At 56.4% G+C, this 25,837-nt stretch carries 21 protein-coding genes; 9 read left to right on the forward strand and 12 right to left on the reverse strand.

The window, feature by feature from the left end; genetic code table 11:
• Complete coding sequence (locus F1E05_RS00700; protein ID WP_150046084.1) at window positions 1-2,694, forward strand: cation-transporting P-type ATPase; 2,694 nt, start codon at window positions 1-3, stop codon at window positions 2,692-2,694.
• A 6-nt stretch (window positions 2,695-2,700) separates the two neighbouring features.
• Here the strand turns inward: F1E05_RS00700 and F1E05_RS00705 are convergent, their stop codons facing one another.
• A complete protein-coding gene (locus F1E05_RS00705; RefSeq protein WP_150046085.1) occupies window positions 2,701-3,285 on the reverse strand; it encodes a retropepsin-like aspartic protease family protein in 585 nt (194 codons plus the stop codon).
• 251 nt (window positions 3,286-3,536) lie between these two features.
• On the opposite strand from F1E05_RS00705, the gene F1E05_RS00710 reads away from it, so the two are divergent.
• Window positions 3,537-4,649, forward strand: coding sequence for a hypothetical protein (locus tag F1E05_RS00710; RefSeq protein WP_232056732.1), 1,113 nt, complete (start codon window positions 3,537-3,539; stop codon window positions 4,647-4,649).
• Between the two features lie 169 nt (window positions 4,650-4,818).
• Here F1E05_RS00710 and F1E05_RS20780 read toward each other — a convergent pair whose 3' ends face one another.
• Window positions 4,819-5,145 (reverse strand): hypothetical protein, encoded by a 327-nt coding sequence (locus F1E05_RS20780; RefSeq protein ID WP_150046086.1) that lies wholly within the window; start codon window positions 5,143-5,145, stop codon window positions 4,819-4,821.
• Between the two features lie 475 nt (window positions 5,146-5,620).
• Window positions 5,621-7,636, reverse strand: a complete 2,016-nt coding sequence (locus tag F1E05_RS00720) for an RCC1 domain-containing protein (RefSeq protein WP_150046087.1) — start codon at window positions 7,634-7,636, stop codon at window positions 5,621-5,623.
• A gap of 139 nt (window positions 7,637-7,775) precedes the next feature.
• Here F1E05_RS00720 and F1E05_RS20810 point away from each other — a divergent pair, with 139 nt between their 5' ends.
• Entirely contained in the window at window positions 7,776-8,069 is a 294-nt protein-coding gene (locus F1E05_RS20810; RefSeq protein WP_150046088.1) for a transposase, read from the forward strand.
• A 43-nt stretch (window positions 8,070-8,112) separates the two neighbouring features.
• Here the strand turns inward: F1E05_RS20810 and xerC are convergent, their stop codons facing one another.
• The 5 genes from xerC to lptM are packed head-to-tail and all read right to left on the reverse strand — an operon-like array spanning window position 8,113 to window position 11,929.
• Window positions 8,113-9,015, reverse strand: a complete 903-nt coding sequence (gene xerC, locus F1E05_RS00730) for a tyrosine recombinase XerC (protein ID WP_150046089.1) — start codon at window positions 9,013-9,015, stop codon at window positions 8,113-8,115.
• Complete coding sequence (locus tag F1E05_RS00735) at window positions 9,012-9,710, reverse strand: DUF484 family protein (RefSeq protein ID WP_150046090.1); 699 nt, start codon at window positions 9,708-9,710, stop codon at window positions 9,012-9,014. Before F1E05_RS00735 ends, xerC begins: the two co-directional genes overlap by 4 nt.
• Window positions 9,707-10,537: a diaminopimelate epimerase gene (dapF, locus tag F1E05_RS00740; protein WP_150046091.1), complete on the reverse strand. Its 831-nt coding sequence runs from the start codon at window positions 10,535-10,537 to the stop codon at window positions 9,707-9,709. The genes F1E05_RS00735 and dapF overlap by 4 nt, the downstream gene beginning before the upstream one ends.
• Window positions 10,538-10,541: 4 nt before the next feature.
• A complete protein-coding gene (gene lysA, locus F1E05_RS00745) occupies window positions 10,542-11,789 on the reverse strand; it encodes a diaminopimelate decarboxylase (RefSeq protein WP_150046092.1) in 1,248 nt (415 codons plus the stop codon).
• A 2-nt stretch (window positions 11,790-11,791) separates the two neighbouring features.
• Window positions 11,792-11,929 carry an LPS translocon maturation chaperone LptM gene (lptM, locus tag F1E05_RS20135; protein ID WP_190303213.1) on the reverse strand — a complete coding sequence of 46 codons (138 nt, stop codon included), beginning with the start codon at window positions 11,927-11,929 and terminating at the stop codon, window positions 11,792-11,794.
• A 290-nt stretch (window positions 11,930-12,219) separates the two neighbouring features.
• Here lptM and murI point away from each other — a divergent pair, with 290 nt between their 5' ends.
• Window positions 12,220-13,053 (forward strand): glutamate racemase, encoded by an 834-nt coding sequence (gene murI, locus F1E05_RS00750; RefSeq protein WP_150046093.1) that lies wholly within the window; start codon window positions 12,220-12,222, stop codon window positions 13,051-13,053.
• 45 nt (window positions 13,054-13,098) lie between these two features.
• On the opposite strand, the gene F1E05_RS00755 is transcribed toward murI, so the two are convergent.
• The 3 genes from F1E05_RS00755 to F1E05_RS00765 form a co-directional block, all read right to left on the reverse strand.
• Window positions 13,099-14,424, reverse strand: coding sequence for a tetratricopeptide repeat protein (locus F1E05_RS00755; RefSeq protein WP_232056733.1), 1,326 nt, complete (start codon window positions 14,422-14,424; stop codon window positions 13,099-13,101).
• A gap of 73 nt (window positions 14,425-14,497) precedes the next feature.
• Window positions 14,498-14,980, reverse strand: a complete 483-nt coding sequence (locus F1E05_RS00760) for a YajQ family cyclic di-GMP-binding protein (protein WP_150046094.1) — start codon at window positions 14,978-14,980, stop codon at window positions 14,498-14,500.
• 100 nt (window positions 14,981-15,080) lie between these two features.
• Window positions 15,081-15,389 carry a hypothetical protein gene (locus F1E05_RS00765; RefSeq protein ID WP_150046095.1) on the reverse strand — a complete coding sequence of 103 codons (309 nt, stop codon included), beginning with the start codon at window positions 15,387-15,389 and terminating at the stop codon, window positions 15,081-15,083.
• 348 nt (window positions 15,390-15,737) lie between these two features.
• Here F1E05_RS00765 and gnd point away from each other — a divergent pair, with 348 nt between their 5' ends.
• From gnd to F1E05_RS00790, 5 genes are all read left to right on the forward strand, one after another.
• Window positions 15,738-17,183 carry a decarboxylating NADP(+)-dependent phosphogluconate dehydrogenase gene (gnd, locus tag F1E05_RS00770; protein ID WP_150046096.1) on the forward strand — a complete coding sequence of 482 codons (1,446 nt, stop codon included), beginning with the start codon at window positions 15,738-15,740 and terminating at the stop codon, window positions 17,181-17,183.
• 190 nt (window positions 17,184-17,373) lie between these two features.
• Window positions 17,374-18,687 carry a hemolysin family protein gene (locus F1E05_RS00775; RefSeq protein ID WP_150046097.1) on the forward strand — a complete coding sequence of 438 codons (1,314 nt, stop codon included), beginning with the start codon at window positions 17,374-17,376 and terminating at the stop codon, window positions 18,685-18,687.
• A gap of 189 nt (window positions 18,688-18,876) precedes the next feature.
• Window positions 18,877-19,437 carry a hypothetical protein gene (locus F1E05_RS00780; protein ID WP_150046098.1) on the forward strand — a complete coding sequence of 187 codons (561 nt, stop codon included), beginning with the start codon at window positions 18,877-18,879 and terminating at the stop codon, window positions 19,435-19,437.
• An 85-nt stretch (window positions 19,438-19,522) separates the two neighbouring features.
• Window positions 19,523-19,828: an antibiotic biosynthesis monooxygenase family protein gene (locus tag F1E05_RS00785; protein ID WP_150046099.1), complete on the forward strand. Its 306-nt coding sequence runs from the start codon at window positions 19,523-19,525 to the stop codon at window positions 19,826-19,828.
• A gap of 45 nt (window positions 19,829-19,873) precedes the next feature.
• Entirely contained in the window at window positions 19,874-24,160 is a 4,287-nt protein-coding gene (locus F1E05_RS00790; RefSeq protein ID WP_150046100.1) for a DEAD/DEAH box helicase, read from the forward strand.
• 705 nt (window positions 24,161-24,865) lie between these two features.
• Here F1E05_RS00790 and F1E05_RS00795 read toward each other — a convergent pair.
• Entirely contained in the window at window positions 24,866-25,762 is an 897-nt protein-coding gene (locus tag F1E05_RS00795; RefSeq protein WP_150046101.1) for a hypothetical protein, read from the reverse strand.
• Window positions 25,763-25,837 lie beyond the last annotated feature (75 nt).

The following is a 25,837-nucleotide window of genomic DNA, read 5'->3' on the forward strand; positions in this document are numbered from 1 at the left end:
ATGCAAAAAAACCACGAAATTGACTGGCACGCCTTATCGGCCGAGCACGTAGCGGCACAGTTCGCCGTATCCGCCGACAGCGGACTGGACAGCGCCGAAGCGGTGCGCAGGTTAGCCGAACACGGCCCCAACCGCTTGACGCCGGCTCGCGGCAAAGGCGCGTGGCGCCTGCTGTTGAGCCAGTTTCAACAGCCTTTGGTTTATATTCTGTTGTTCTCGTCCGCAACCACGGCACTGTTGGGCGAATGGACGGACAGCAGCGTGATTTTAGGGGTGGTCATCGTTAACGCCCTCATAGGCTTCGTGCAGGAACGCAATGCCTTGCAGGCCATAGGCGCGCTGGCCCGCACTCTGGATACGGGCGCCACCGCGTTGCGCGACGGCCGTCGCCGCGCATTGAGCGCCACGGAACTGGTACCCGGCGACATTGTGTTTTTGCAATCCGGCGACCGCATCCCGGCCGATCTGCGGCTGCTGCAATGCAGGGAGCTGCGTATCGACGAAGCCGCGCTTACCGGCGAATCGGTACCGGTAGACAAGCAAACGCAAGCGTTAGCCGCCGCTACGTTGCTGGCCGACCGCAGCAACATGGCCTATTCGTCCACGCTGGTCAGCTACGGTAGCGCCATTGCCGTTGTAGTCGCTACCGGCGATTGCACCGAAATCGGCCGCATCAACCGGATGATCGCCGGGGCCGAACCCCTCGAAACCCCGTTAACCCGCAAGATGACCGCCTTCAGTCAATGGCTGCTGTGGGTCATCGTCGGATTTGCGGTAGCTACCTTTGCGGTCGGGGTTTGGCGCGGCGAAAGCTGGCTGGACATGTTCATGGCCTCGGTGGCGCTGGCGGTCGGCGCTATCCCGGAAGGCCTGCCGGCGGCCCTCACCATCACGCTGGCCATAGGGGTATCGCGCATGGCCAAACGCAACGCCATCATACGCAAACTGCCGGCCGTGGAAACCTTGGGCAGTACCACCGTGATTTGCTCGGATAAAACCGGCACCCTGACGCAGAATCAAATGACCGTACAGGCGGTTTATGCCGGCGGCGAGTTGTTCGACGTCGACGGCAGCGGTTATACCCCGGAAGGCGCTATCTCGCTTGCCGGTCAACGCATCGAGCCGCGCGCCTATCCGGCTTTAATGGAATGCTTGAAAGCCGGTTTGCTGTGCAACGATGCGCGGATCTATGCGGACCTCGACTGCTGGCGTATCGAAGGCGATCCGACCGAGGCTGCCTTGCTGGTTGCGGCCCATAAAGCCGGCCTGCACCATAGCCCGGTATGTGACGCACATCCGCGCCTGGACGCGATTCCGTTCGAATCGGAACGGCAGTTCATGGCCACTTTGCATCATAACCAACGCGACGACGTGCAGCACATTTACCTGAAAGGCTCGTTGGAAAGCGTGCTGGAGCGTTGCGATCACAGCTTGGACCGCGAACTTAAACCGGTTGCACTGGAACACGCCGCCGTCCGCCGCCAAGCCGAGTTCTTGGCGGCTCAAGGCTTACGGGTGTTGGCGCTGGCCCGGGTCGAACACGGCGACCGCACCCTGGAGCATGCACAAGTCGCCGGCGGACTCGGCCTGCTCGGCCTGCAGGCCATGATAGATCCGCCCCGCCCGGAGGCGGCTATTGCAATAGCCGCCTGCTACCAAGCCGGTATCGCCGTCAAAATGATCACCGGTGACCACCCTCTGACCGCGCAAACCATCGCCAAACGCCTGGGCATGCGCCAAACCGATCAAGTGACCAGCGGCGCGGAATTGGCGCAATTCGCCCCCGAAACTTACCGGCGCCGGGTCGAGCAATGCGACATTTACGCCCGCATTACGCCGGAACAAAAACTGCTGCTGGTCAAAGCCTTGCAAGCCAACGGCCGGGTAGTAGCGATGACCGGCGACGGGGTCAACGATGCCCCGGCACTGCGCCAAGCCGACATCGGCGTTGCCATGGGCATGGGCGGTACCGAGGTCGCCAAAGAAGCCGCCGCCATGATTCTAACAGACGACCATTTCGCCACCATCAAAGCGGCAGTCGAAGAAGGCCGCGGGGTATTCGACAATCTGGTCAAATTCATCGCCTGGACCTTACCGACCAACTTAGGCGAAGGCCTGGTCATCATGGTGGCGGTATTCGCCAACGTCGCCTTGCCCATTACCCCATTGCAAATTCTGTGGATCAATATGACTACCGCAGTACTGCTGGGTTTGATGTTGGCCTTCGAACCCAAAGAACCCGGCTTGATGCGGCGCCGGCCACGCTCGCCGGGCCAACCCATACTGACCGGTCAATTGATACTGCGTATTGTCATCGTCGGCCTGTTACTGCTGGCCGGGGCGTTCGGCCTGTTCGAATGGGAATTGCAGCAAGGCGAACCGTTGGCAAAAGCCCGCACCGTCGCCAGCAACGTGTTCGTAGTCGGCGAATTGTTTTACTTGTTCAATTGCCGCTCCCTACACTATTCGATGCTGCGCGTCGGCCTGTTTTCCAATCCGTGGCTGCTCGGCGGCGTCACGCTCATGGCCGCCCTGCAAGCCCTGTTTACCTACTGGCCGCCGATGCAAGCCTTATTCGGCACCGCCGCCATTGGCTCGGACGAATGGCGTCTGATTGCCGCAGTCGGTTTGACGATCTACCTAAGCGTCGGTCTGGAAAAACTACTGATTCGCCGCTTGCGCCGTCACCGTTAAGCACGCTTAGTTGCTAAAGCGGGTAATACAGCGCTGGTTCCGGTCGCACATCACCTGCTTGGTAATCGGCGATGACGGTCTTTGGTCGACCGGCGCAGACGGCGCGGATCCGGTCGTCTTGGATTGCGCCTCGGTTTGCATCGCCTCATTCGGTGTCAGCGTCATGCTATCGGCGGTTTGATTAATTTTGAAGGACTTCAGTACATTCATGCCGATCAACACTTCGGACAGATGTTGGCTCAGATGGGCATCGACGTTGTGCAATTCGCAATCGCCCAATTTCAGACTGCCGATCACGGTCGATTTATTGAAAACCCGGCCGCCTGCGGTATGCGCCTCCACTTGCGCGCCGTAGGGCAAACGAGCCTTAGAGGCCAGTTGCATAGGCACTACCGTCAGCGTCGCCCCGGTATCGATCATAAACGGCACGGCCACCTCGTTGATCCTGGCGCTACCGGTAAAGTGGCCTTGCTTATCCGCTTTCAGCACGATGGCTGTAGTAGCGGTATTGTCTTGCGCAACAACCGGCGATACCCGAACAAACAGGCTTAAAGTTAAAGCAACCCGCAAAGCGTTGATGTTTCCGGACATAGTGATTTCGCCATTGTGCCGTGACTAAAGTCATTACTATCGTTGCGGCGGGCAAAGCCTGCGAAAACAATCGCGCCGTCGGCCTGACCGCTCGGCCGACCCGGCGCCTACGCTACAATGCCGCCTAAAACCATTCGCCGGAATTATATATGCCAAATCCCAGGCAAATCCCCATAATTAGCCAACTTTTACGTTGGCTCAGCCCACTTGCAACTGCGATCGTTTTACCGGGCTGCCTGTCGCCGATAGCGTTGAATAACGCAGTGATGGCCTACGACCAGAGTACCTCCGATATTCAATCGCAACAGCTGTTGTTGAATGTCGCCCGCGCTCATCAGCACCAACCGCTGCATTTCACCGGCATCTCCAACATCGCCGCCACCTTTAATTTTCAATTCAACGCCGGCGCCACGCCGGCCTTGACCGGCGAATCCGGCTCGTTGCTGACCCCTATTTTCGGCGGCACCGTTTCGGAAAACCCGACCATCAGCATCGTCCCGATAGAAGGCGAGGAGTTTACCCAACGTTTGCTCACACCCTTTCACGAGCATAAGCTGACCATGTTACTGCGTCAGGGTGCGGATATAGATCTGGTGCTGCGTTTGCTGGCCGGAGAACTGCGCCTCAAAGGGAATACCGAAGCACAAGACGCCGTTTTCTACAACAAACCGAGCGATAAAACAGGCTACAAACGCTTTCGCCAGCTAGTTACGCAAATATCCACCGTCCAAGACCGTCACCGCCTGTTTGTAGAACCTTTGCAATTCGAGCAAAGCTGGCATATTCCCGCGGATACGTTGGCTGCGGAACAATTCGCCGGCTTGCAAAAAGAATACGACCTCGATTTTGATGCCGCCGGCAAGCGGCTAACCTTAACCAAACGCTTAATCGGCCATACCGTGATAACCAATTACGATCCGCAATCCCTCACTAACGCACAACGTATCGCCTTGAACGACGAAGCGGATAAAGGCTTGCTCAACGATGTCATGGTCGACATCCGTTCGGACTATCCCGGCGGCGAAGTGCCGGTACACGGTTTTTTCCGCTTGCGCAGCTTTTACAATGTCGTGAATTTTCTGGGTAGGGGCATAGACGACGAATCCGAATATCCCGTCGAAAAGCTGCAGGCCACGCCGCACGTCAAAGAAAACCCGATTCACACGCTGGGCATTTCGGTTACCGAAGACGCACCGAACGATGACTCGCTTTACGTCGAATACGCAGGCAATTACTACGCCATCGCCCCGGAGGCCGGCTACCAATGGAATCGCGAAGGCTTCCGTCTGTTGCATCAGCTGTTTCAAATGACCATGACCGAGCTCGCGCAACGCGGCGCGCCCACGCTGACGATTTCGAAATAGCGCCTACCGGCGGCCGCGTAATTCAACGCGGCCACACTCTTTCCGTCAAACGTTCAATGCTCGTGTCGCAAATTTACAGTAGACCGAAAACGCGTTAACCCTTGGGGTAAGTCGCAAAAGTATTTTCCAATCCAGACATGAGCCTGAGAGAAGGGGGTATGAAAATTGCTTAGGTGGCAAATGCGTCCAATTTTTCCAACGTGATTCCCGGTTTGAGATAGGCTTCCGCCTCGGGCAATGAGCGGAACTTTTCATAGGGTGTCATCATGTCTTGATATTGATAGCGCGTGCGAATTTTGTCTTTCTTATACAACCCCGGCATCAGATAAAAATGCCGTTGGTAAAAAGTTGGCTGTGGCTCGGTGACGAAAGGCACGCGGTATGCGCCGGCCCAGCGAGCGTCGGACGGCGACTGTTCCAGCACCGTGCCATCGGCCAAGGCCACGGTGGATATGTCGGTATGGGTCACCCGCATAACCGGTCGGCGAAATTCCACGCCGTGGGCCAAGGTCGTGTACAGGCGCTGGAAGGGTTCCTGCCTGGTGCCATATCAACAATCGTTGGTGACGTTGACGATATATAGGGTGTCTTAAGCGGCCAAATCGTTGGACAATTTCGGAAACCGTTCGGGGCGGATGCCGCTCGGCAATCCGCCAAATCGAATGGATGACTTCATCATCAGCATACAAAGGAACCCTGTAAACCGATCCGCCGCCTTTGGGACGTGTCGGCACAACGCAAGGCGCTTTTCGAACAAACCCACGCACAAGATCTCGTCGTGCAGTAAAGACATCCATAACTTGAACAGCATCCATACGGCGCATCTCAGTTCGTATCGCGCCGAAATCCAAAACAACGCCAACCAGGACCAGATAGGCTGCATAATCTTTACTTCGAAGCGACAACTAGCTTAACTGCGCCAGCAAGAGCTGACTACCATGCCGGCTACCGCTGGAGAAGGCAGCCGAAATCTATTTATTACCAAAATCAATAGCTGGCAGGCTGCCACCCATTTCGTTTGCTTGATCGCCGCGGTTTTCGCTGTCGCCTAGAGCAAGTTGCCCGTTAGTGTTTGCGCCCCAGCATTTCATAGCGTCATTGTCCAACAATGCGCAGCTGTGATTGCCGCCAGCAAAGATTCGTTTGGCAGTGCGACCGGCTCCCAAGTTGACTGTAGGCAGGTTATCGCCCATTTCGGTTGATAAGCGGCCACGAAATTTGGTATCGCCCAGTCCCAATTGGCCAAAGCTGTTGGCTCCCCAGCATTTGACGGTTCCGTTATCCAACCGGGCACAAGAATGGGTTATTCCTAGGGCAATTTCAACGGCATAGCGGTCCACGCCTAAGTTGACAGCGGGTAGATTGTCGCCCATTTCCGACACAACGTCGGTACCACGGTCTTGGGTGTCGCCAAGGCCTAATTGCCCTGATTCATTGGCGCCCCAACACTTTAGCTGGTTATTATCGAGGATCGAACAATTATGCAGTGCGCCCGCCGCCAATTGAACTGAAGAGCGGCCTACCCCGAGATTTACGGCAGGCAGGTTGTCGCCCATTTGTCCCGGTTCATCACCAATATTACCGATGAATTCGTGGGGGTCGAACAAACCAATGCCTAGACGGCCATGATCATCACTACCCCAACATTTGACACTGCCATCATCCAGTCGAGCGCAGGAATGGGCTGAATCGGGAGCCGCTTGGCTAAGCGCAACCTGCATGGCAGTTCGCCCCGTACCTAAATCGGTTGCCTTCAGCGCATCTCCCATTTGCCCAGGTTGGCTGCCAACTGATTGATTATCGGAACCGTTACCAAGTTCTCCCCACAAATTATTGCCCCAGCACTTTAATGAATTGTTGTCCAGTTGGACACAGTTGTGGTCGCCACCTACTGATAACTGAATAGCTTTTTGGTTAACGCCAAAATCCAAAGAGGGCAGGTTATCGCCCATTTCGTTGTTATTGAATCCAATATCGCCGAAAGAGCCCAGGCCAAGTTCACCGGATAGATTGCTACCCCAACACTTTACATCATTGTTATCGAGAAGGGCGCAAGTATGAGCGTAGCCGGAACCAATTGCCTTGGCGGTGCGTCCTGTTCCCAAGTTAACATAGGGGACAGTATTTGCTGTTTCTTTTGGGTGATCGCCGACTCCCAGAGAGTCATCGTCTGTAAATAAATCAAAAATGAAGCCAAGGCCAAGCCGCCCTCCAATGGAGTAACCAAAGCATTTAACTTTTTGATTACTCAACAGGAAGCAGCTGTGTTCATTCCCTAAGCTGGCAGAAACGGCTTTAATCGAGGTGCTGCCACCATTATTTCCACCAGCATTCACTCCACCCGTTTCAGTTACAACGGCATCGACAAATGAAAGCATCGATGTGGCTATTGCGGATGATTCAAGCCCTGAATAGCTAAATCCCTTGGCAGTCGCCTTGTTTATTTTGGCGTTTGCAGAGGCGATAAACTTGTTTTGCGCTTTTAACAGGGCTGAGGCGAGCTTGTCTGCATTGGCCTTGGCGGCGTTGGTTGCATGAGCAGTCAATGCCGATGTGCAATGTGTGCCAGCGGCAGACAATAAACCGGAGTAGAGAGAATTGCTAGCTGTATCGGATGAATCCCAACCGATTTTAAAGTCGGACAACAAAGTTTCTATATCGAGAATTTCACCAGCCACTAGCGTATTGCCACTGTCGGATAATGTGCACTGAACCCCTTTTTTTGCTTCTTTGGCTAATACCTTATCCCAGCTGCTGACAAATTTGTCTTTGGTTTTAAGAATACAGCTATCTCTTTTGGTGGTTTGCGGGTCTTTGCCAGGTTTCTTTGTGTAAGTACTCTCGCATGAAAATGCTTTCTTGCATAAAGTGGCTACTGCTTTAAGCTGCGCAGATTGGCAACTTGCTGTTGAGGCAATTGAGATGGATGGAAACACAAATGTCCACAAAATTAAAACGTTTGCTAGCTTGAACCAAAATGGGTACATCGATTTATTCCTCTATACAGATTTTGGAGTTTTAAATTTTCAATATGAGTTAACAAAAAGTTTTTAATAACCGAAGAATATCTCAATTTCGTCGTAATCGTCAAAACCACATGTTCAGAAACACGTGTACTAATCGACCGTGCCGGCATTGAAATCGATCGGTATCGATAAAATCGCGTTGAAAGGGGCTATGTTGGCGTTTCGTATGAACCCAATGGCTGGAACGGATCACGGCATTAGGGCTTACCTGTTTTGCCGCCTTTGCGACCACATCATCCATTACTTTGTTGGGTGCACAACCAGCGGTTTTGTCGAAGGACTCAACAATAAGATCAAGGTGATCAAGCGCCGTTGCTACGGAATTTATAACTTGGGACGATTATTCCAACATATTTGGCTCGACGTCCGGGGGGCGGAAGGTTCTGTTCACTGAACACCAGATATTGGGGTTACCACGGGAAATGCGCACCGAGAGTTTATTCGGATCCACGTTTTTTCGCTCTGGGGTGAGCGTTGTCATAGACTTTTGCTAGATGCTGAAAATCCAGGTGCGTATAGATTTGCGTCGTACTGACGTCGGCATGACCCAGTAATTCTTGCACCGCGCGAATATCTTGGCTGGACTCCAGCAGATGACTGGCGAACGAATGTCTGAGCATGTGCGGATGGATATGTTCCTTTAGTTCGCGCCGCTCGCACCAGCGCCGCAAGCGCAGTTGCACGTTGCGTTGGCTTAATCTAGCTCCGCTACGGGAAACGAACAAAGCGGGCGACTCACAATCCGGCCGCTGCGCCAACCAAGCGCGCAAGGCCGCTACGGCCTTAGCGCCTACCGGCAAGTAACGTTGTTTGCCGCCTTTGCCGTGGCGAACCAATAACATGCCTTCGCTCTGATTAAGGTCTTTGATATCCAGCATGACCAGTTCGCTCAAACGCAAACCTGACGAATAAAACAGCTCGAACATGGCGATGTCGCGCAATTCCAAGCTACTGTCGGCAGGAGCATCCAACATGCCGGCCACTTGATCGACATCCAAAAGCTTGGGTAACTTTTTAGCCGGCTTGGGCGCTCGGATTCCTTGGGTCGGATTGTCGACAGCCCTGCCTTTTTGCATCAAAAAACGGTAAAAACTGCGGATGGCGGCCAATTTCCGGCGTAGCGAACTGGCTCCAAGGCGATTTTGGTGGCGAAAAACGATAAATTGCCGCACGTCGGCCGCGCCGGCTTGGGTCCAATCCGCCAATTTCCGGCTGACACAGAATTGTTGCCACTGCTTTAAATCGCGCCGATAGTTGCTAAGGGTGTGCGCAGAGGCCCTTTTCTCGCCACGCAAGTAATCGATGAAACTGTCGATCGCCTGCGTGGCTTCCGGTGTCATTGCCGGTTTAATTGCGACAACAAGGAAATCAGCCGGGTACCGACGATTTCGCTCATCTGCGTTAAAAACAAGCTGCCCAAGCTGTAATGGAAGCGTCCTTCGTCGCGGCTACCTATCGCCAGCAAGCCGTCCAGTTGGGTAAACGCCATGGGAATGATCGCGCAGGACTTGACTTCCACCGCGGCGTCGCCGAATAGAAAACGCGCTTGGGCCAAGGTCGGCCGCCCGCATTTGGGCTGATTAGTGGTCATTTCCTGATTGAAAAGCTTCAAGTTCGCATCGTCTGCTGCCACAAACAGATTGCTGAGCGGCGAGTCCGGGCAAGCACCGACGATTTTTACCGCCACAAAATCGGTTATAAAGCATTCCGCCATCACGTCGGTCAGATTGGCGACCGCTTCCTCCAAACTGTTTGCTTCCAGCATGGCCAGGGTCAGCTCGTGCATGCGGCTGAAGGCCGCATCGTTTTCCCGGGCAATATCGATCAGCGCGTTCAATTGGTTTTCCTGCTCCTGGTGTTTAACCCGGAACAATTCCAATTGCTTGGCAATCAGCGAAATGGCGTCGCCGCTCGGGTGAGGTATCCACATGCGTTCCAGCAAATCCAAATGGCTGTGGAAAAATTCCGGGTGCCGTCCCAGATACTCGACGACTTCGGCTTCGCTCAGCGAAGAAATCTGTGCTGTCTCGTTCATAACGTTATTTGTCCTTGATATACCGTGACGGCAGGACCGGTCATCATTACCGGCCTGCCTCGCCCGGGCCAGTCGATGCGCAACGACCCGCCGGGCAAACTGACTTCGACCCGGTTATCCAGTAGCCCCTGTTCTATGCCGGCAACCACCGCCGCGCAAGCCCCGCTGCCGCATGCCAGCGTTTCCGCCGCGCCGCGTTCGTAAACCCGCAGCTTGACATGGCTTCGGTCGACCACTTGCATGAAGCCGACGTTGACCCGCTCCGGAAACAAAGGATGGCTCTCCATCAATGGCCCGATGCGCTCGACCGGCGCCGTATCGACGTCGTCCACCGCAATCACCGCGTGCGGATTACCCATGGACACTGCCGCGAAGGTTAAGTCTTGACCCGCTATCCGGGTATGATATAGCACAGACTCGGCCGGCATTTGAAGCGGAATCTGCTCAGGAGCGTGCCTAGGAACGCCCATGTTGACGGTAATCGCCCCGTCGCTATCGAATTTGAGCTGCAACTGCCCGGCGCCGGTATCGACCACCAGCAAATCTTTATCGGATAAACCCTGTTCCCGCACAAAGCGGGCGAAGCAGCGGGCGCCGTTACCGCATTGCGAGACTTCGCTGCCGTCGGCGTTGAAAATCCGGTATTTGAAATCGGCATTGGCGGCCTGCGGTTTTTCGACTAGCAGCAATTGGTCGCAACCGACGCCGAAATGCCGGTCGGCGATGAAGCGAATGTGCTCCGGGCTCAAGGCAATCGCTTGGTTGACTGCGTCTATCACCACGAAGTCGTTGCCCAAGCCGTGCATTTTTCTGAAAACGATGTTCATGCTGTTACGGCAATAGCTGTTCGCCGGCCCATAATTGTTCCAGGGATTCGCGTCGGCGCACCAGATGCGCGCTGTCGCCGTCGACCATCACCTCCGCGGCGCGCGGCCTGGAGTTGTAATTGGAACTCATGGTAAAGCCGTAGGCGCCGGCCGAGCGCACCGCCAGCAAATCCCCCGGCGCAATCGCCAAAGCTCGGTTCTTGCCTAAAAAATCGCCGGTTTCACAAACCGGGCCAACCACATCCCAAAGCTGTTCGCCGCCAGCGGATTCAGCGTCCACCGGAATTATGTCCTGCCAGGCGCCGTACAGCGACGGCCTAACCAAATCGTTCATCGCCGCGTCGACGATGGCGAAGTTCTTGCCGTCGGTCGGTTTTAAATATTCGACTTTAGTCAGCAAAATGCCGGCGTTACCGGCAATCGCTCTGCCCGGTTCCAGCATGATTTCCGCCGTGCGCCCGCCCAGTTTGTCCAGCAGCGCGGCGACGTATTCGGCCGGTTCCGGCGGCGTTTCGTCGCGATAACGAATGCCCAAGCCGCCGCCCAAGTCGATGTGTTGCAAGACTATGCCTTCGGCTTGCAGTTGATCGACCAAAGCCAGCACCCGCTCGAAAGCGTCCAGGAACGGCAGGGTGGCAGTCAATTGCGAACCGATGTGACAATCGATCCCTACTACTCGGACGTTAGTCATTTGCGCGGCACGCCGGAATTCGTGCGCGGCAAGTTGAATGTCGATGCCGAATTTATTTTCCTTCAGGCCGGTCGAAATATAGGGATGGGTTTGCGCATCCACATCCGGATTTACCCGAAACGACACCGGCGCTACCATGCCCAACTCGCCGGCGATGCGATCGATGCGGTCCAACTCGCCGGCGACTTCCACGTTGAAGCAGCGAATACCGGTATTCAAAGCCATGCGAATTTCGTCTTCGCGTTTGCCGACCCCGGAAAACACAATTTGGTCCGCCCGGCCGCCGGCCGCCAACACGCGCTGCATTTCGCCGATCGACACAATGTCGAATCCCGATCCCAAACGCGCCAGCACGTTCAACACCGCCAAGTTGGAATTGGCTTTGACCGCGTAGCAGATCAAGTGCGGGTGTTGGCCGAAGGCTTGGTCGAATGCCCGCCAATGCCGTTCCAAGGTTGCGCGCGAGTATACGTAGCACGGGGTACCGAACCGGGCGGCGATCTGCTCGGCTGCAACGTCTTCGGCATACAAACGATTTTCGCGATAGTTGAAATAATCCATGCTCAACGCTCGTCCGAAGGTAAAGGTTTGGCTTGTTTGGCGCTCTCCGGCTTATCCGGTAAATACAAAGCCCCGGTTTGGCCGCAAGCTTGGGCGAAATACGCTAAGGTAATCAGGAAGAAAATTCGAAACGATAACATGCTGATAGACTGAGGTTTACCGCGCGGGATGTGCGCAAAATGGCCGCAAACTATAGCATAAAAACCTTGAAATCCGGGGGCCGCAGGGACCGCTAAGGTCGACGGGCACACCGCGCCTCGAAAAATTGACTTCACTGCCGGCAAGCCTTTTAATTAGGGGATTTTCGATTTGTCCCATCCCTAGCAACAACGCCTTGCCATCGAGTTTAGAAAAAATGCCGCATATCCCGCTCCGTCGCATTTGCACGCTACCCAAACCGTCTAGCTTTGCGCAGTCGTTCGGTTATTGAATGACGACTGCAGCACCGTTTTTCGACAGCAAGGCTCGGTTAGCCACTCTCGACAGTCCCATCGGCGTTTACGATTCCGGGGTAGGCGGATTGTCGGTATTGCGTGCCATTCAAGCGGTTTTACCGGGAGAGTCCTTCGTGTACATCGCAGACAGCGGCCATGCGCCATATGGCAACCAGGGCCATGCCTTTTTGCAAGCACGGGCGCATCGCATCGCCAACTTCGTCGTGGAACTGGGCGCCAAAGCCCTGGTGCTGGCCTGCAACACCATCAGCGTCGCCACGGCGGCGTCCTTGCGTAGCAGTTACGATCTACCGATAGTCGCGATGGAACCCGCGATCAAACCCGCGACTTTAAACAGCCATTCCCGGGTGGTACTCGTGTTAGCCACCGCCAACACGATACAAAGCGCCTCGGTTGCCCGGCTATGCGCCTCGTTCGGGCAAGGGGTGCACATCATTTTGCAGGCTTGCCCCGGCTTGGCGGACCAAGTCGAACGCGGCGAATTGGATTCCCCCGCTACTTACGCCTTGCTGGAGGCCTACGTGAAACCGGGTATCGCGGCGGGCGCGGATACGATAGTCCTGGGTTGCACCCACTATGCGTTTTTAGCGGAACAAATCGGCGAAGTAGCGGGCAAACACGTGCAATTGCTCGAACCGTCCGTAGCGGTTGCCCGGCAATTAGCCTACCGCTTGGAACAGGCGGCCATTCCACGCTCCGCGCAATCGCGGCCCACACTGTTCTATACCTCCGGCTGCCGGGATAAGCTCGGAGCCTTTCTCACTTCGGTCGGCATCCCGGCCGCTCGGATTCATCGCTTACCGGGTTGAACCCGGCTCTGCGCCGGCACAGTGCGGAACGATCCGCCAATTCGGCTAGAACGCTTCCGACTCGTTGCCCAAAGGCCGTTCCGGTACGACCACGACATTGGCGAATCCGCCGCCCACTGTGCGAAAATTAGTCGTTTGCCCTTGGTACAAACGGGCGCATACCGATTGAACTCGACCGTCGTACACGTAATTGCGTATATCCAGCTTCAATTCGGTCGTTTCCTCGCCTATCTGCCATTGCCGTTCGCTGGGTTGCACGATGGCTTGCACCACGTAGTCGGCCGCGATGATGTCCCCGAACACCCGGCGGGTTAGCTTGTCGCCCCTATAGGCGGCCTTGCTGCCGTATCCTTTGGCCGGCTTGAAAAACCATTGCTTGCGCTGCTGCCATAAACTATCCGCATCCATACCGGCCACTTTGAGCGTCTTTGCCACCCCGTCCAGCAATACGGCCTGCGTCCGTTCGTCCAGCCCCAAGCTGCGCAAGAACTCGGCATCGGTCAATAACGCCAAATTGCGCTTGTCCGCATACAAAGCATGACTGTGCGGATGCGGGGTCACCACGACAGCCTGATCGAGATAGGCTTGCAATAATTGCCGGTGCGCCGGCTGTTCCAACCCGAAATCGGTCAAGCGGTTGTAAACCAAATCTATCGCCAGCTCGCCGTGCCACAATCGGCCGGCCCGCAATTGCAACTCTGCCGGATCGCATATCACCGCTTGGATTCTGTGTCCGGCAAACAAGTTTTGAAACAACAAAAATTCCGGCAACATGTATTGCCGGTTCGGCTGTTCGTCGACGATAGCGATGCTGGCCAGCGGCCGTTGGTTTCCGCTTAAGCGCCATTCGTTCCGAAACATCGCGACGATGGCCAAGGCCGCTTGCACCGGAGAGTCCGGAAAGGCTAAGCTGCAAGGGCAGCTGTCGCAAGCGCTATGCGCGCTGGCCATTAACAAATTGATCAAGGCGCCGCCGGCGTTGGTATTGATCTCTATCAGTTTCGGCCCGTCTTGACCCAGATGGAAGTCAAACCCCAGGAACACCCCGCGCGCCTTGGGCTGAAACCGCGCGGACTGCGGCGCGTAGCTCAACACCTGCTGTCTATACCCAGGATGTGCAATCACCCGTTCCAGCGCTTCTATGATTTCGCGCTGGCGTTGCAAGCTGGACTCGGCGACAAACACCGCCGCATCCGACAATAAATGCGGCCGTTCTTCCGTAATCATCTTAAACAAGCGTTCGCCGTCCGGCTGCTGCGCCAGTTGCCGTCGCAACTGCGGGCGACTTAAAGACACGCAATGGCAATCCCTGTTCAGCTGCTCGGCACGCCGCAGCCCTAGGTTATGGTCGAAAACAGTCATGCGGCTCATGGGAGTAACAGGTGATGCCGTAAAGCGGTCGCAGTAAAATCACGCCACCGATTCGGCAAACTGCGGAACAGGATTAATCGCGGAAATTGTTGAATTGTAGCGGTTGGCCTAAATCTTCGGCCCGCAGCATTTGGATGACTTCTTGCAGGTCGTCGCGCTTTTTGCCGGTGACGCGAACTTTGTCGCCGTTGATCGCCGCTTGCACCTTCAGTTTTTTGTCTTTGATCAATTTGACGATTTTTTTCGCCAAGTCGCTGCCTATGCCTTGTTTTAACGTAATCGGCTGTTGCGCGGTTTTGCCGGTATCTTGAATCTTGCCACTTTCCAGACTGGAAATGTCGATACCGCGCTTGCCCATTTTGGAATACAAAATCGGCAGCATTTGTTGCAGTTGAAAGGTCGACTCCGCTTTCATCAAGATGGCGTCTTCCTGCTGCTCGAAGCTAGCGTTGCTGCCTTTAAAATCGAAACGGGTAGACACTTCTTTATTAGCCTGATCGACTGCGTTGGTCACTTCGTGACTATCCAATTCGGAAACGATATCAAACGATGGCATGGCGTTGATTTTTCAATGCAAAAGGGTTACGCACTATAAAGGCTGCGCCGGGTAAATTCAAGACGCGGCACAGGGATGTCGGCCCGCTAGCCTGCGGGACTTAATCCGCATCGCGGAACAGCTCCAAAATCATCTGCTTTTCTTCTTCGTCCAGGATGCTTTCGGTGCTGAAGAAATAGGGTGCGCGCGAATATTTGGGCTGGTCAGCCCTGCGCAATGCCCTGCGCCTATCGATCTTGCGTCTGTCCTTGGCGCGTCTATCCTTTTTTCGACGCTCGGTTTTCGGCCACATCACATAATGCTCCTGCATCATGGCTATCCATTCCGGCGAATTAAAAGCAAAGGTATTGACCCGCCGCTCTTTTTGCCTGCGCACGTAGGTGCGGCGAACTTCGGTTTCAGAATTCATGCTTAGTACGTGCTTAGCAGTCATATTCAATACATAAAACGTTAACGAGCAGGAGTGCACCAGGCGATTACCAAACTTTAATCTTAATAATCAATAAATTACAGACATATTATCAGGTTTGGCGGCGTCATGCAGTAGCCCATAAGTATCTGTTGCGCCAACCCGTTTATTGTTCCAGACCCGAAAAACCGTAGAAAGTTGATTAATGCTTTATTAATATCGGAAGCACGGCGTAGTTCTCAAGCGAGGAAACGGAAAAAGCTTGAAAAAGATTGTTAAACAAAGCGAGCCACCGTTAGCCGCCTGCCGTGTTACTATCCGGAGAGTACTGTTGCGCTGGAGGCTAATATGCAAGCGAACATCGGTTTAATCGGCCTAGCGGTCATGGGCCAAAACTTGGTCTTGAATATGAACGACCATGGTTTCAAAGTCGCGGTTTACAATCGCACTAGGTCCAAAGTGGACGAATTTTTACAAGGTCCCGCCAAGGGAACGCAAGTCATAGGCGCATATTCCCTGCAAGCACTGGTAGATCAACTCGAAACCCCGCGTAAAATCATGTTGATGGTCAAAGCCGGCAACGTGGTCGACCAATACATCGAAGACCTGCTGCCGTTGCTGTCTGCGGGCGACATCATCATAGACGGCGGCAATTCGCTGTTTACCGACAGCAACCGTCGCACCCAATACCTGAAGGAAAGGGGTTTGCTGTACATCGGCACCGGCGTGTCCGGCGGCGAAGAAGGTGCCCGCCACGGCCCCTCGATCATGCCGGGCGGCAACGCCGCGGCCTGGCCGGCGGTTAAACCGATATTCCAAGCGATCAGCGCCAAGGTCGATGGCGAGCCGTGCTGCGAATGGGTAGGGGACAACGGTGCAGGACATTACGTAAAAATGGTGCATAACGGCATCGAGTACGGCGATATGCAATTGATTTGCGAAGCCTACCAACTGCTTTCCGAAGGGCTGGGCTTGAGTACCGACCAAATGCAGACGATTTTCGCCGACTGGAACCGCGGCGAACTCAGCTCCTACCTGATCGAAATTACCGCCAACATCCTGGCTTATAAAGACGAAGACGGCTCAGCGCTATTAGATAAAATCCTGGATACCGCCGGGCAAAAAGGCACCGGCAAATGGACGGGCATTAATGCGCTGGACTTGGGGATACCGCTGACCTTGATCGGCGAATCGGTCTTCGCCCGCTGTTTGTCGGCGCAAAAAGACGAAAGGGTTAGAGCCGCGGCAGTCCTTAAAAAACAAGTGCAGCCTTTCGAAGGCGATCGGCAAGCCATGATCGGCGCGGTACGGCAAGCCTTGTACGCCTCGAAAATCATTTCCTACGCCCAGGGTTTCCAATTGATGCGGGAAGCGTCCAAGGAATACGGATTTGCCTTGAATTACGGCGAAATCGCCTTGATGTGGCGCGGCGGCTGCATCATCCGCAGCCAATTCCTGCAAGCGATCAAACAGGCTTATCAAAAAAAACCGGATTTGGAGAATCTGCTGTTGGCCGATTTTTTCGTAGCTGCGATGCAACAAGCCGAATCCGGCTGGCGGCAGGCTGTGATTCTGGGCATCCGGGCCGGCATCCCCACGCCTGCGTTTTCCTCGGCGCTGGCCTATTACGACGGCTACCGCAGCGAGCGCCTACCCGCCAACTTGCTGCAAGCGCAACGCGACTATTTCGGCGCCCACACTTACGAACGAGTGGACAAACCTCGCGGCGAGTTCTTTCATACCGACTGGACCGGACACGGCGGCAAGACTACCTCGACCACGTATAGCGTTTAGCCCGCCGCCATGCGCCGAACCGACCCGCAGTTAAGCCACGGGCCAACATCGGCCCAGGACCGATAGGTCGAAATCGTCCGGGCACGGCACTGCCGGCGTCAAAGCCTGTCGGGCGTCGGATTTAGCCCCCTACTAACTGCGCGAACATGTCCCTACTTTATTTCCCTCTTCAGCACAGAGCTGTTATCGCATGTCTTTTGAATTCGGTTTGATTTTAATATTGATATTTCTAAACGGCATTTTTGCAATGTCGGAAATGGCGGTCGTCTCGTCACGCAAGATCCGCTTGCAACAAATGCTCGAGCGGGGCCACAGCGGAGCGGCCAAGGCCCTGGAACTGGCAGAACAACCCACCCGCTTTTTGTCTACGATACAGGTTGGCATCACCTCTATCGGCATTCTTAGCGGCGCGTTGGGCGAAGAGGCCATTACCAAACCATTGATACCTTGGCTACAGTCGTTTACTTACCTAGCGCCGTATGCCGAAAAATTGGCTTTAGCCGCCACAGTGATTTTAATTACTTTCTTGTCCTTGATTGTCGGCGAGTTGGTGCCTAAACGCCTGGCGCTGAATTTTCCGGAACGGATAGCCGCGCTGATAGCCCGACCCATGCATGGCTTGTCTTTGCTGGCTTTGCCGGCGGTAAAGCTGTTGAGCTTAGCCACGGAAGTCTCGTTATGGCTGATGCGCATCAAGCCCAAAAACGAACCATCGATGACCGAGGAGGAAATTAAGCTTCTGTTGGCCCAAAGTACAGAGGAAGGCGTACTGGAAGAGGCCGAATTCCATTTCATGGAAAACATCTTGAGACTCGACAAGCGCAATGTCGCCTCCATCATGACGTGGCGTCAGGACATCGTTTGGCTGGATCTGCGCAAACCGTTCCAGGAAAATCGCCGGCTGATCATCGAAAGCTCGCATGGGGTGCTACCGCTTTGCGCCGGCGGGCTGGAGACGGTCGTTGGCTTTATCAAAGTCAAGGATATTCTTGATCGGGTATTGATGGGAGACCAGCCCAGCCTCGACAAAATCATGGTCAAGGCGCTGTTCGTCCCCGATTCGATTAGCTTGATGGGCCTTTTGGAACAATTCAAGCAAGCCCACCTGCATACCGCGCTGGTAGCCGATGAATATGGGGAGATCAATGGTTTGGTGACGTTAGGCGACGTATTGGAAGCGATCGTCGGCACTTTGGCGACCAGTCCGTTGGAAGATAGGCCGGAAATGTTGCAACGCGAGGACGGTTCCTGGCTGGTGGACGGTATGCTGGACATTCACGAATTTCGGACGCATTTTCGCTTGACGCCGGTCCCCGAACAGTCCGATAGTCACGTCAACACCGTTGGCGGCTTCGTCATGTTGCATCTGGGCTATGTGCCCAAAGCCACCGATCATTTCGAGTTGCAAGGTCTGCGTATCGAAGTTGTGGACATGGACGGCAACCGGGTGGACAAAGTGCTGGTTTCAAGCCCGACCGGATCCAATCAAAATCTTGGGCATTGATTGCAACGAGACGTTCTACCCGCGCCTCGCAGGCCCCGGCATCGAAACCGGCAACCGTTTTTTCCGCGATGGTTATGGTTACTATCGGCGAGGCTCAGACCGGCATCGATTTGACGCGTGAGCACGATTCGGCGCAACCACAGCGGCTTACGCAGCTTGGCGCTATGGTATTCGTCATGAAAGGCTTTTATGGTGCAACGTTCATTACTCATTGCTGTACTTTTACTTCCCGCCGCCGCTTGGGCATTCATCAAGCCCGTACGGGTCGTTGCCCCCCGGCTGACAGGTATTTCATGCAGCAGCGAATTCATCTGCACGGACGCCCCGGCTCGATACCCGGAAGCCGCTACGCTTTACGATGAGGCTGTGCATTTTGTCGAGTCGGCCGCCGGCCCGATCGGAAAAAAGCCTCGCGTCACGTTCTGCGCGACCGCAGCCTGCTTTCAAGCCTTTGGCTTAGGGAAACGTTCGGCCGCTACTATCGGCACCTTGGGTATTGTGATCAGCCCTCGCGCTTGGAAGCCTTACTATGTGCGCCACGAAATGATTCATCACTTGCAATACGAGCAACTTGGCATAATAAAGGTGTGGCATGGTCCCGAATGGTTTATCGAAGGGATGGCGTACGCATTGAGCGAAGATCCGCGTCCCCAGTTATCCGAGTCCTTTGAACATGACCGTTCCCGGTTTAAGAATTGGTATCAGCAGGTCGGCAAACAACAGCTTTGGATCGAGGCAATTCATCTATGAACACGCACAGTCCCTCGCTCAAACCGGGATTGCGTCGACGCGCCGTCCTTGCGCCGCACCAGCTGGGAGAGGTAGCGTCCGTACCATGATTCTCGAGGTCGCCCCACTCCGGGTCCGAGCCGGTCAAGCTGAAGAATTCCAAGCCGCCTTCCTGGAAGCGCAGCACATCATTTCGGCAATGCCCGGCTGCTTGTCTCACGAACCGGGGCGCTGTCTCGAGCATCCCAATGAATATATTCTGTTGGTGCGCTGGGCGTCGCTGCAAGCCCACGAAGCCGGCTTTCGCCAGTCGCCGAGGTACCAGGAATGGAAATGGCTGCTCCATCACTTTTATCAGCCTTTTCCGGCCGTGTCCCACTATGCGTCGGTACCAGGTGCCGCCGGCGGCTAAGCCATCCCGTCCAGACTACGTCTTGCAGTTGCGCGCGAACCGCCTATGCCCTTAACCGCTTTCCATCCCCTCGTGGCCGATTGGTTTACCGGGCGATTTGCCGCGCCATCGCAGGTACAGACCCAGGCCTGGCCGGCAATCCGGGCCGGACGGCAGACGTTGATTGCGGCGCCGACCGGCTCCGGCAAGACCTTGGCGGCATTTTTGGCGGCGATCGACGACTTGTTGCAGCAAGGATTGCGTGCACCGTTGCCGGACGCAACCCGGGTGTTATACGTGTCGCCGCTTAAAGCCCTGTCCAACGACATCCGCAAGAACCTGGAACAACCCTTGGCCGAAATCCGCTTCATGTTGCTGGAGGCCGGCCTGCCGGACGTAGCGATTCGCGCCCAAACCCGCACCGGCGATACCTCGCCTGCCGAGCGGCAAGCCATGAAACGTAATCCGCCGCATATCCTGGTCACCACGCCGGAATCTCTGTACATCTTGTTGACTTCGGATTCCGGCCGAGAAATGCTGAGCACGGTGCATAGCGTCATCGTCGACGAAATCCATGCCTTGGCCGGCAATAAACGCGGTGCCCATCTGAGTCTGTCGCTGCAACGGCTGGACCGTTTGTGTCCGACGCCGCCGGTGCGCATCGGCATCTCCGCCACCCAGCGGCCGATTGAGTTGATGGCCGCATTCCTGACCGGCAGCGAGGCGCGGCCTTGCACCGTCATTGATACCGGGCACGTGCGCCGGCGCGATCTGGCAATCGAAGTCACCGGCTCGCCGCTAGAGGCGGTGATGGCCGCCGAAGTCTGGAGCGAAATCTATCAGCGGCTGGAAGACTTGATCGCAGAGCATCGCACGACCTTGATCTTCGTCAACACCCGCCGGCTGGCCGAACGGGCGGCGGCGGCTCTGGCCGAGCGCCTGGGCGAGGACTGCGTCACTTCTCACCACGGCAGTCTGGCCAAGGAACACCGCTTGAACGCCGAACAGCGGCTCAAGCAGGGCAAGCTGCGCGCCTTGGTTGCCACCGCATCGCTGGAGCTGGGCATAGACATCGGCGAGGTCGATCTGGTATGCCAACTCGGTTCGCCGCGCGCGATCTCAGCCTTCTTGCAACGGGTGGGCCGCTCCGGCCACCGGCTGGGCGCAGTGCCCAAGGGCCGGCTGTTTCCGCTATCGCGCGACGATTTAGTGGAATGCACCGCGATTCTGGCGGCCATCCGCCGCGACGAACTGGACCGCATCCGCATCCCCGACCATCCGCTGGACGTATTGGCTCAGCAGATCGTCGCCGAAGTCGCTTGCGGCGAGTGTTCGGAACCGGACTTGTTTCAAAGCTTCGCCGGAGCCTGGCCCTACCGCGCGCTTAGTCGCGAGCAGTTCGGCAACGTGGTCAAGATGCTGGCCGACGGCTACCACACCCGGCGCGGGCGGCGTGGCGCCTACTTGCACCGCGACGCGGTACACGGCCAGCTGAGGCCGCGCAAAGGCGCCCGCCTGACCGCGGTCTTAAACGGCGGGGCGATTCCCGACCAATTCGACTACGACGTGATCATGCAGCCGGAAGGCCTGTTCATCGGCACGCTGAACGAGGACTTCGCTTTCGAAAGCCTGCCGGGCGATATTTTTCAGCTCGGCAACAATTCCTACCGGATGCTGAAAATCGAACAAGGCCGGGTCTTCGTCGAAGACGCTCACGGCCAACCGCCCAACATTCCGTTCTGGTTCGGCGAGGCGCCGGGGCGCAGCGACGAACTGTCGCAAGCGGTGTCCGAGCTGCGCAGCCGTATCGACGTCTTGCTGGAAACGGGCACAGAGGCCGCCAGCCGCTATTTACATGGCGAGTTGGCGTTGCCGGCAGCGGCGGCCGAACAATTGCTGCATTATCTGGCCACTGCCAAAGCTGCGCTGGGCGTGCTGCCTACCCAACAAACCATCGTGTTCGAGCGTTTTTTCGACGAAACCGGCGACATGCATTTCGTGGTGCATTCCTGCTACGGCTCGCGGATCAACCGCGCCTGGGGCTTGGCGCTACGCAAGCGCTTTTGCCGGCGCTTCAATTTTGAGCTGCAAGCGGCGGCCAACGAAGACAGTCTGGTGCTGTCGCTGGGGCCGACCCACAGCTTTCCGGTAGCCGAACCCGCTCAATACTTGAAGGCCGCCACTGCGGAACAAGTACTGATACAGGCCTTGCTGGCCGCGCCCATGTTCCCGACCCGCTGGCGTTGGGTGGCCAATACCGCGTTGGCCGTGCCGCGCATGCGCGGCGGCAAGAAAGTCCCGGCCTATTTTCAGCGCAACGACGCCGAGGATTTGATCGCACTGGTGTTCCCGGATCAATTGGCCTGCCAGGAAAACATCAGCGGCGAGCGGCAAGTGCCGGATCACCCCTTGGTGCAACAAACCTTGTACGACTGCCTGCACGAGATCATGGACGTCGACGGTTTGCTTAACATCCTCAGCGGTATCGAACAGGGCACTATCGCGGTGGTGGCGCGCGATTTGACCAGCCCTTCGCCGTTGGCGCTGGAAATCCTGAACGCCCGACCCTACGCCTTTCTCGACGACGCGCCGGCCGAAGAGCGGCGCACGCTGGCGGTGCAACAACGGCGTTTTCTAGCGCCGGAAGATGCGGCCGAGATCGGCCGTCTGAATCCGGACGCCATCGCTCGGGTGCGGCGCGAAGCCTGGCCGGAGGTCGCCAATCCCGACGAATTGCACGACGCGTTGTCGGTTCTGGGATTTATCAGCGCTGCGGAAGGGCGGCGCGGCGCGGCGGCCACGCTGGCTGAAGTCGGCCCGGACTGCACACCCTGGTTCGACAATTTACGTCGCAACCGCCGCGCCACCTTGCTGACGATTCCCGGCGGTCATTCGTTATGGGTAGCGGCGGAACGCTTGCACGCCTTGTTGAGCGTATTTCCTGCGGCGGGTATGGAACCGGAGATTGCCGCGTTAGACGTAGAAACCGACGACCGCGACAGCGCACTGCGGGAAATCGTTCGCAGCCGCCTGGAAGGTTTGGGACCGGTCAGCGCCGCACAATTGGCCGAACCTTTGGCACTGCCGGCGACTGCGCTGGAACCCGCTCTACTGGCTTTGCAAAGCGAGGGTTTCGCGATTCAAGGCCGGTTTAGCGACGGCAGCGAAGTGGAATGGTGCGAGCGCGGCCTGTTGGCGCGTATCCATCGCTATACCTTGAAACAGCTGCGTAGCGAGATTGAGGCGGTTGCCCCGGCCGATTTCATGCGCTTTCTATTCCGCTGGCAGGGCGTGGACGCGACCGGCCGGGAACAGAGCAATCTGCCGCAGCGCCTACAGCAACTGGAGGGCCTGAGCTTGCCGGCGATCAGCTGGGAGGCCGAGGTGCTGCCGGCGCGGGTGCCGGGCTATTTGCCGAGCGAACTGGACACGCTGTGCGCCAGCGGCAAACTTGTCTGGCTACGACTGGCCCCGTCCGCCGGCAAAAGCCCCGGCCAGCGCAAACTGCCGGCCGGCAAAGCCAGCGCTATTAGCCTGCTCGGCCGCGACAGCTTGCCGCACTGGCGCGCCTATGCGCCGCTGCCGTCCTTAGCCGACATCGAACTGTCCGGCATCGCGCTCAGGGTATACCAGGTGTTGAAAGGCTTGGGCGCCAGCTTTTTCGAAGAGTTGGTGGCCGAAGCCGGCTTGCTGAAAACCCAAACCGAAAGTGCGCTGGCGGAACTGGCGGCCTGGGGTCTGGTCAGCGCCGACAGCTTTCAGGGCCTGCGCACCTTGATTACCCCGCAGCCGGTACTGCATCGGCGCAGCAAGCGCTATCCGGGCTACGATCCCTTCGCCGCGGCCGGACGCTGGTCCTTGCTACGTCAGCCGCCGCAAGTCGTCGACGCCGATCGTTACCATCACTGTGAATACTTGGCGCAAGTGCTGCTGCGCCGTTACGGCGTAGTATTCCGCAAACTGCTGGAACAGGAAGACGTACTGCCGAGCTGGCGCGATTTATTGTATGTATTCCGCCGCCTGGAGGCGCGCGGCGAACTGCGCGGCGGCCGCTTCGTGCAAGGCTTTGCCGGAGAACAGTTTGCCTTGCCGGAGGCCTTGGACATGTTGCGCGCCGTCAAGCGCCAGGCCAAGGCGGGCGAATTCGTCACCCTGGGCGCCGCCGATCCGTTGAACTTAACCGGCATCGTCACGCCCGGCCAACGCATCGCCAAGCAAACCGGGCGGCGCATTCTGTACCGCGACGGCCTGCCGCTGGCCGCCAGCCAACAAGGCGGGGTCAATTTCCTGCAGGAGTGCGCCGTGGAGGAACAGACGCACTTGAAACTGGCGCTGTTGCGCCGGTTGCGCTAAATGCCGTGCCAAAAGAATTGGGCTATTTTGAAAATATGGTTGGCAGGGCAGCAGCCGGACTTTATCGGTAGGTCAAGCAAACGGTTGGAATTTCGCAGCCTTGTCCAATGACACATGAGCCTGAGCGAGGCGTTGTATTTCCAGCGCGAGATGAGCTTGGAAGCGCAAAAGTTGGGGGCATAGAGGCATTCGTGACGATACAAACTCAAGGACTAAAACGCTGGCGTAAGTACGAGCCTTTGTTTCCGGCAATCAGGCCGTCGCGTTTACGCTGCGGATCGGGTCGAGGCTTACGGCTGGATGAGCGATACGCTTAAGCAGTTTCGTTGTGCCCGCTGCACCCGTGCCGATATATGAAAAGTTTCGCTCATTGCCCGAGGCGGCAAGCTATCTCAAACCGGAAACCACCTTGGAAAAGCTGGAGATATTCGCCGCCCAACACCTCAATGAGGCTAGGGCGACACTCTTTCAATCAATAAATCCCAACAGAGTGGCGCTTAAGATCGTTCTCGCAAACAACCCTCGTCCAGGCTCATGTGTCCGGATTGAAAAATACTGATGACCGCATGACCGATGTTTCCGCCACAGCCAAGCCGGCCTCTATCCGAGCGAATTATGGAATGCGCGTATTATCCAGTAATCATCGTTTTAAATCATTAAGATACAGGCATGCTTGGCTTTTTAAGTCACGGATTCAGGATAATCTTAATGGCAAGCGCCTTTTACCGGGCCGCGACCGCTGCCGGTATTGGGTTTAAAAAACGGGGTACCTAGGATAAACGGTTTTGCGTCCCAGGCTTCCCAGTATTGCGGATTTTGGATTTCGGCCGAGCTCAGGGTGACCGCCCGGTTGGCATTGACTAAAAATGCCGTAATCAGCCAAGGTCCTTGTGGTAGGCGCTTGCCGCGCGCCGCTTTGTCGAACAGCATCGGTGCGCCGAACAAGGTTGTCGAGAACTCGCTGCCGAGAAAACTGTCTGCGGGTTTGTAAATGGCCTTGGCCGGATCTACTTCCGTGATATTGGAATAAGGTTGCAGCGAAGCCGGGTTGTCGTTGAAAGCCGGATTGGTCACTACCCATATTTGCGCGTATGGGAAGACGGCGTCGGAGCCGCCGGCCAGCCAGGCTTGCTGAAATTGGCTATTGCTTCCGTTGGCGTTCGGATTGACCAAAAACACGTATAGATGGTTGTCCATGATGCCGTCGCTAGCGGCGGCACCGGAGGCGGTCAAGTTGTCCTCGTTGACGACGGTAATCTCGAAATTCAATTGGTCGGACGGCAGCGTAGTAGCGGCCGGTTTGACTTTATTGGCTTTCGCCAGTCCGAAGCTTTGATTGGTTTTGGTGCACGGCAACCAGGGCTGAGTCGAATAGATGCGGGCGAGATTCGCGTCCGCACCGGCGCTGGCGACCGGGGCGGTGACAGTAATGCTTACCGACGGCGCGGCTAAAACCGGCAGGGTCAGAAGGCAAGCGAGCGGATAGAGGTAGAACTTTATGCGGTGCGGAAGGGTTTGGGGGCTGTTTAGGATTTGGCTAAAAATAACTTCGCGAAATGACTTTTCCTGCCAAACCGTGCGTGCCGAGCTCGGTCGACGCATGAACGGTTTGGCGCGGTGGATGCTCGGACTTTCCCGTCCATCCTTCGACAAGCTTAGGACGAACGGGAAAGTCCT

The sequence above is a fragment of the Methylomonas rhizoryzae genome (assembly GCF_008632455.1).
In the GTDB taxonomy this organism is placed as follows: Bacteria; Pseudomonadota; Gammaproteobacteria; order Methylococcales; family Methylomonadaceae; genus Methylomonas; species Methylomonas rhizoryzae.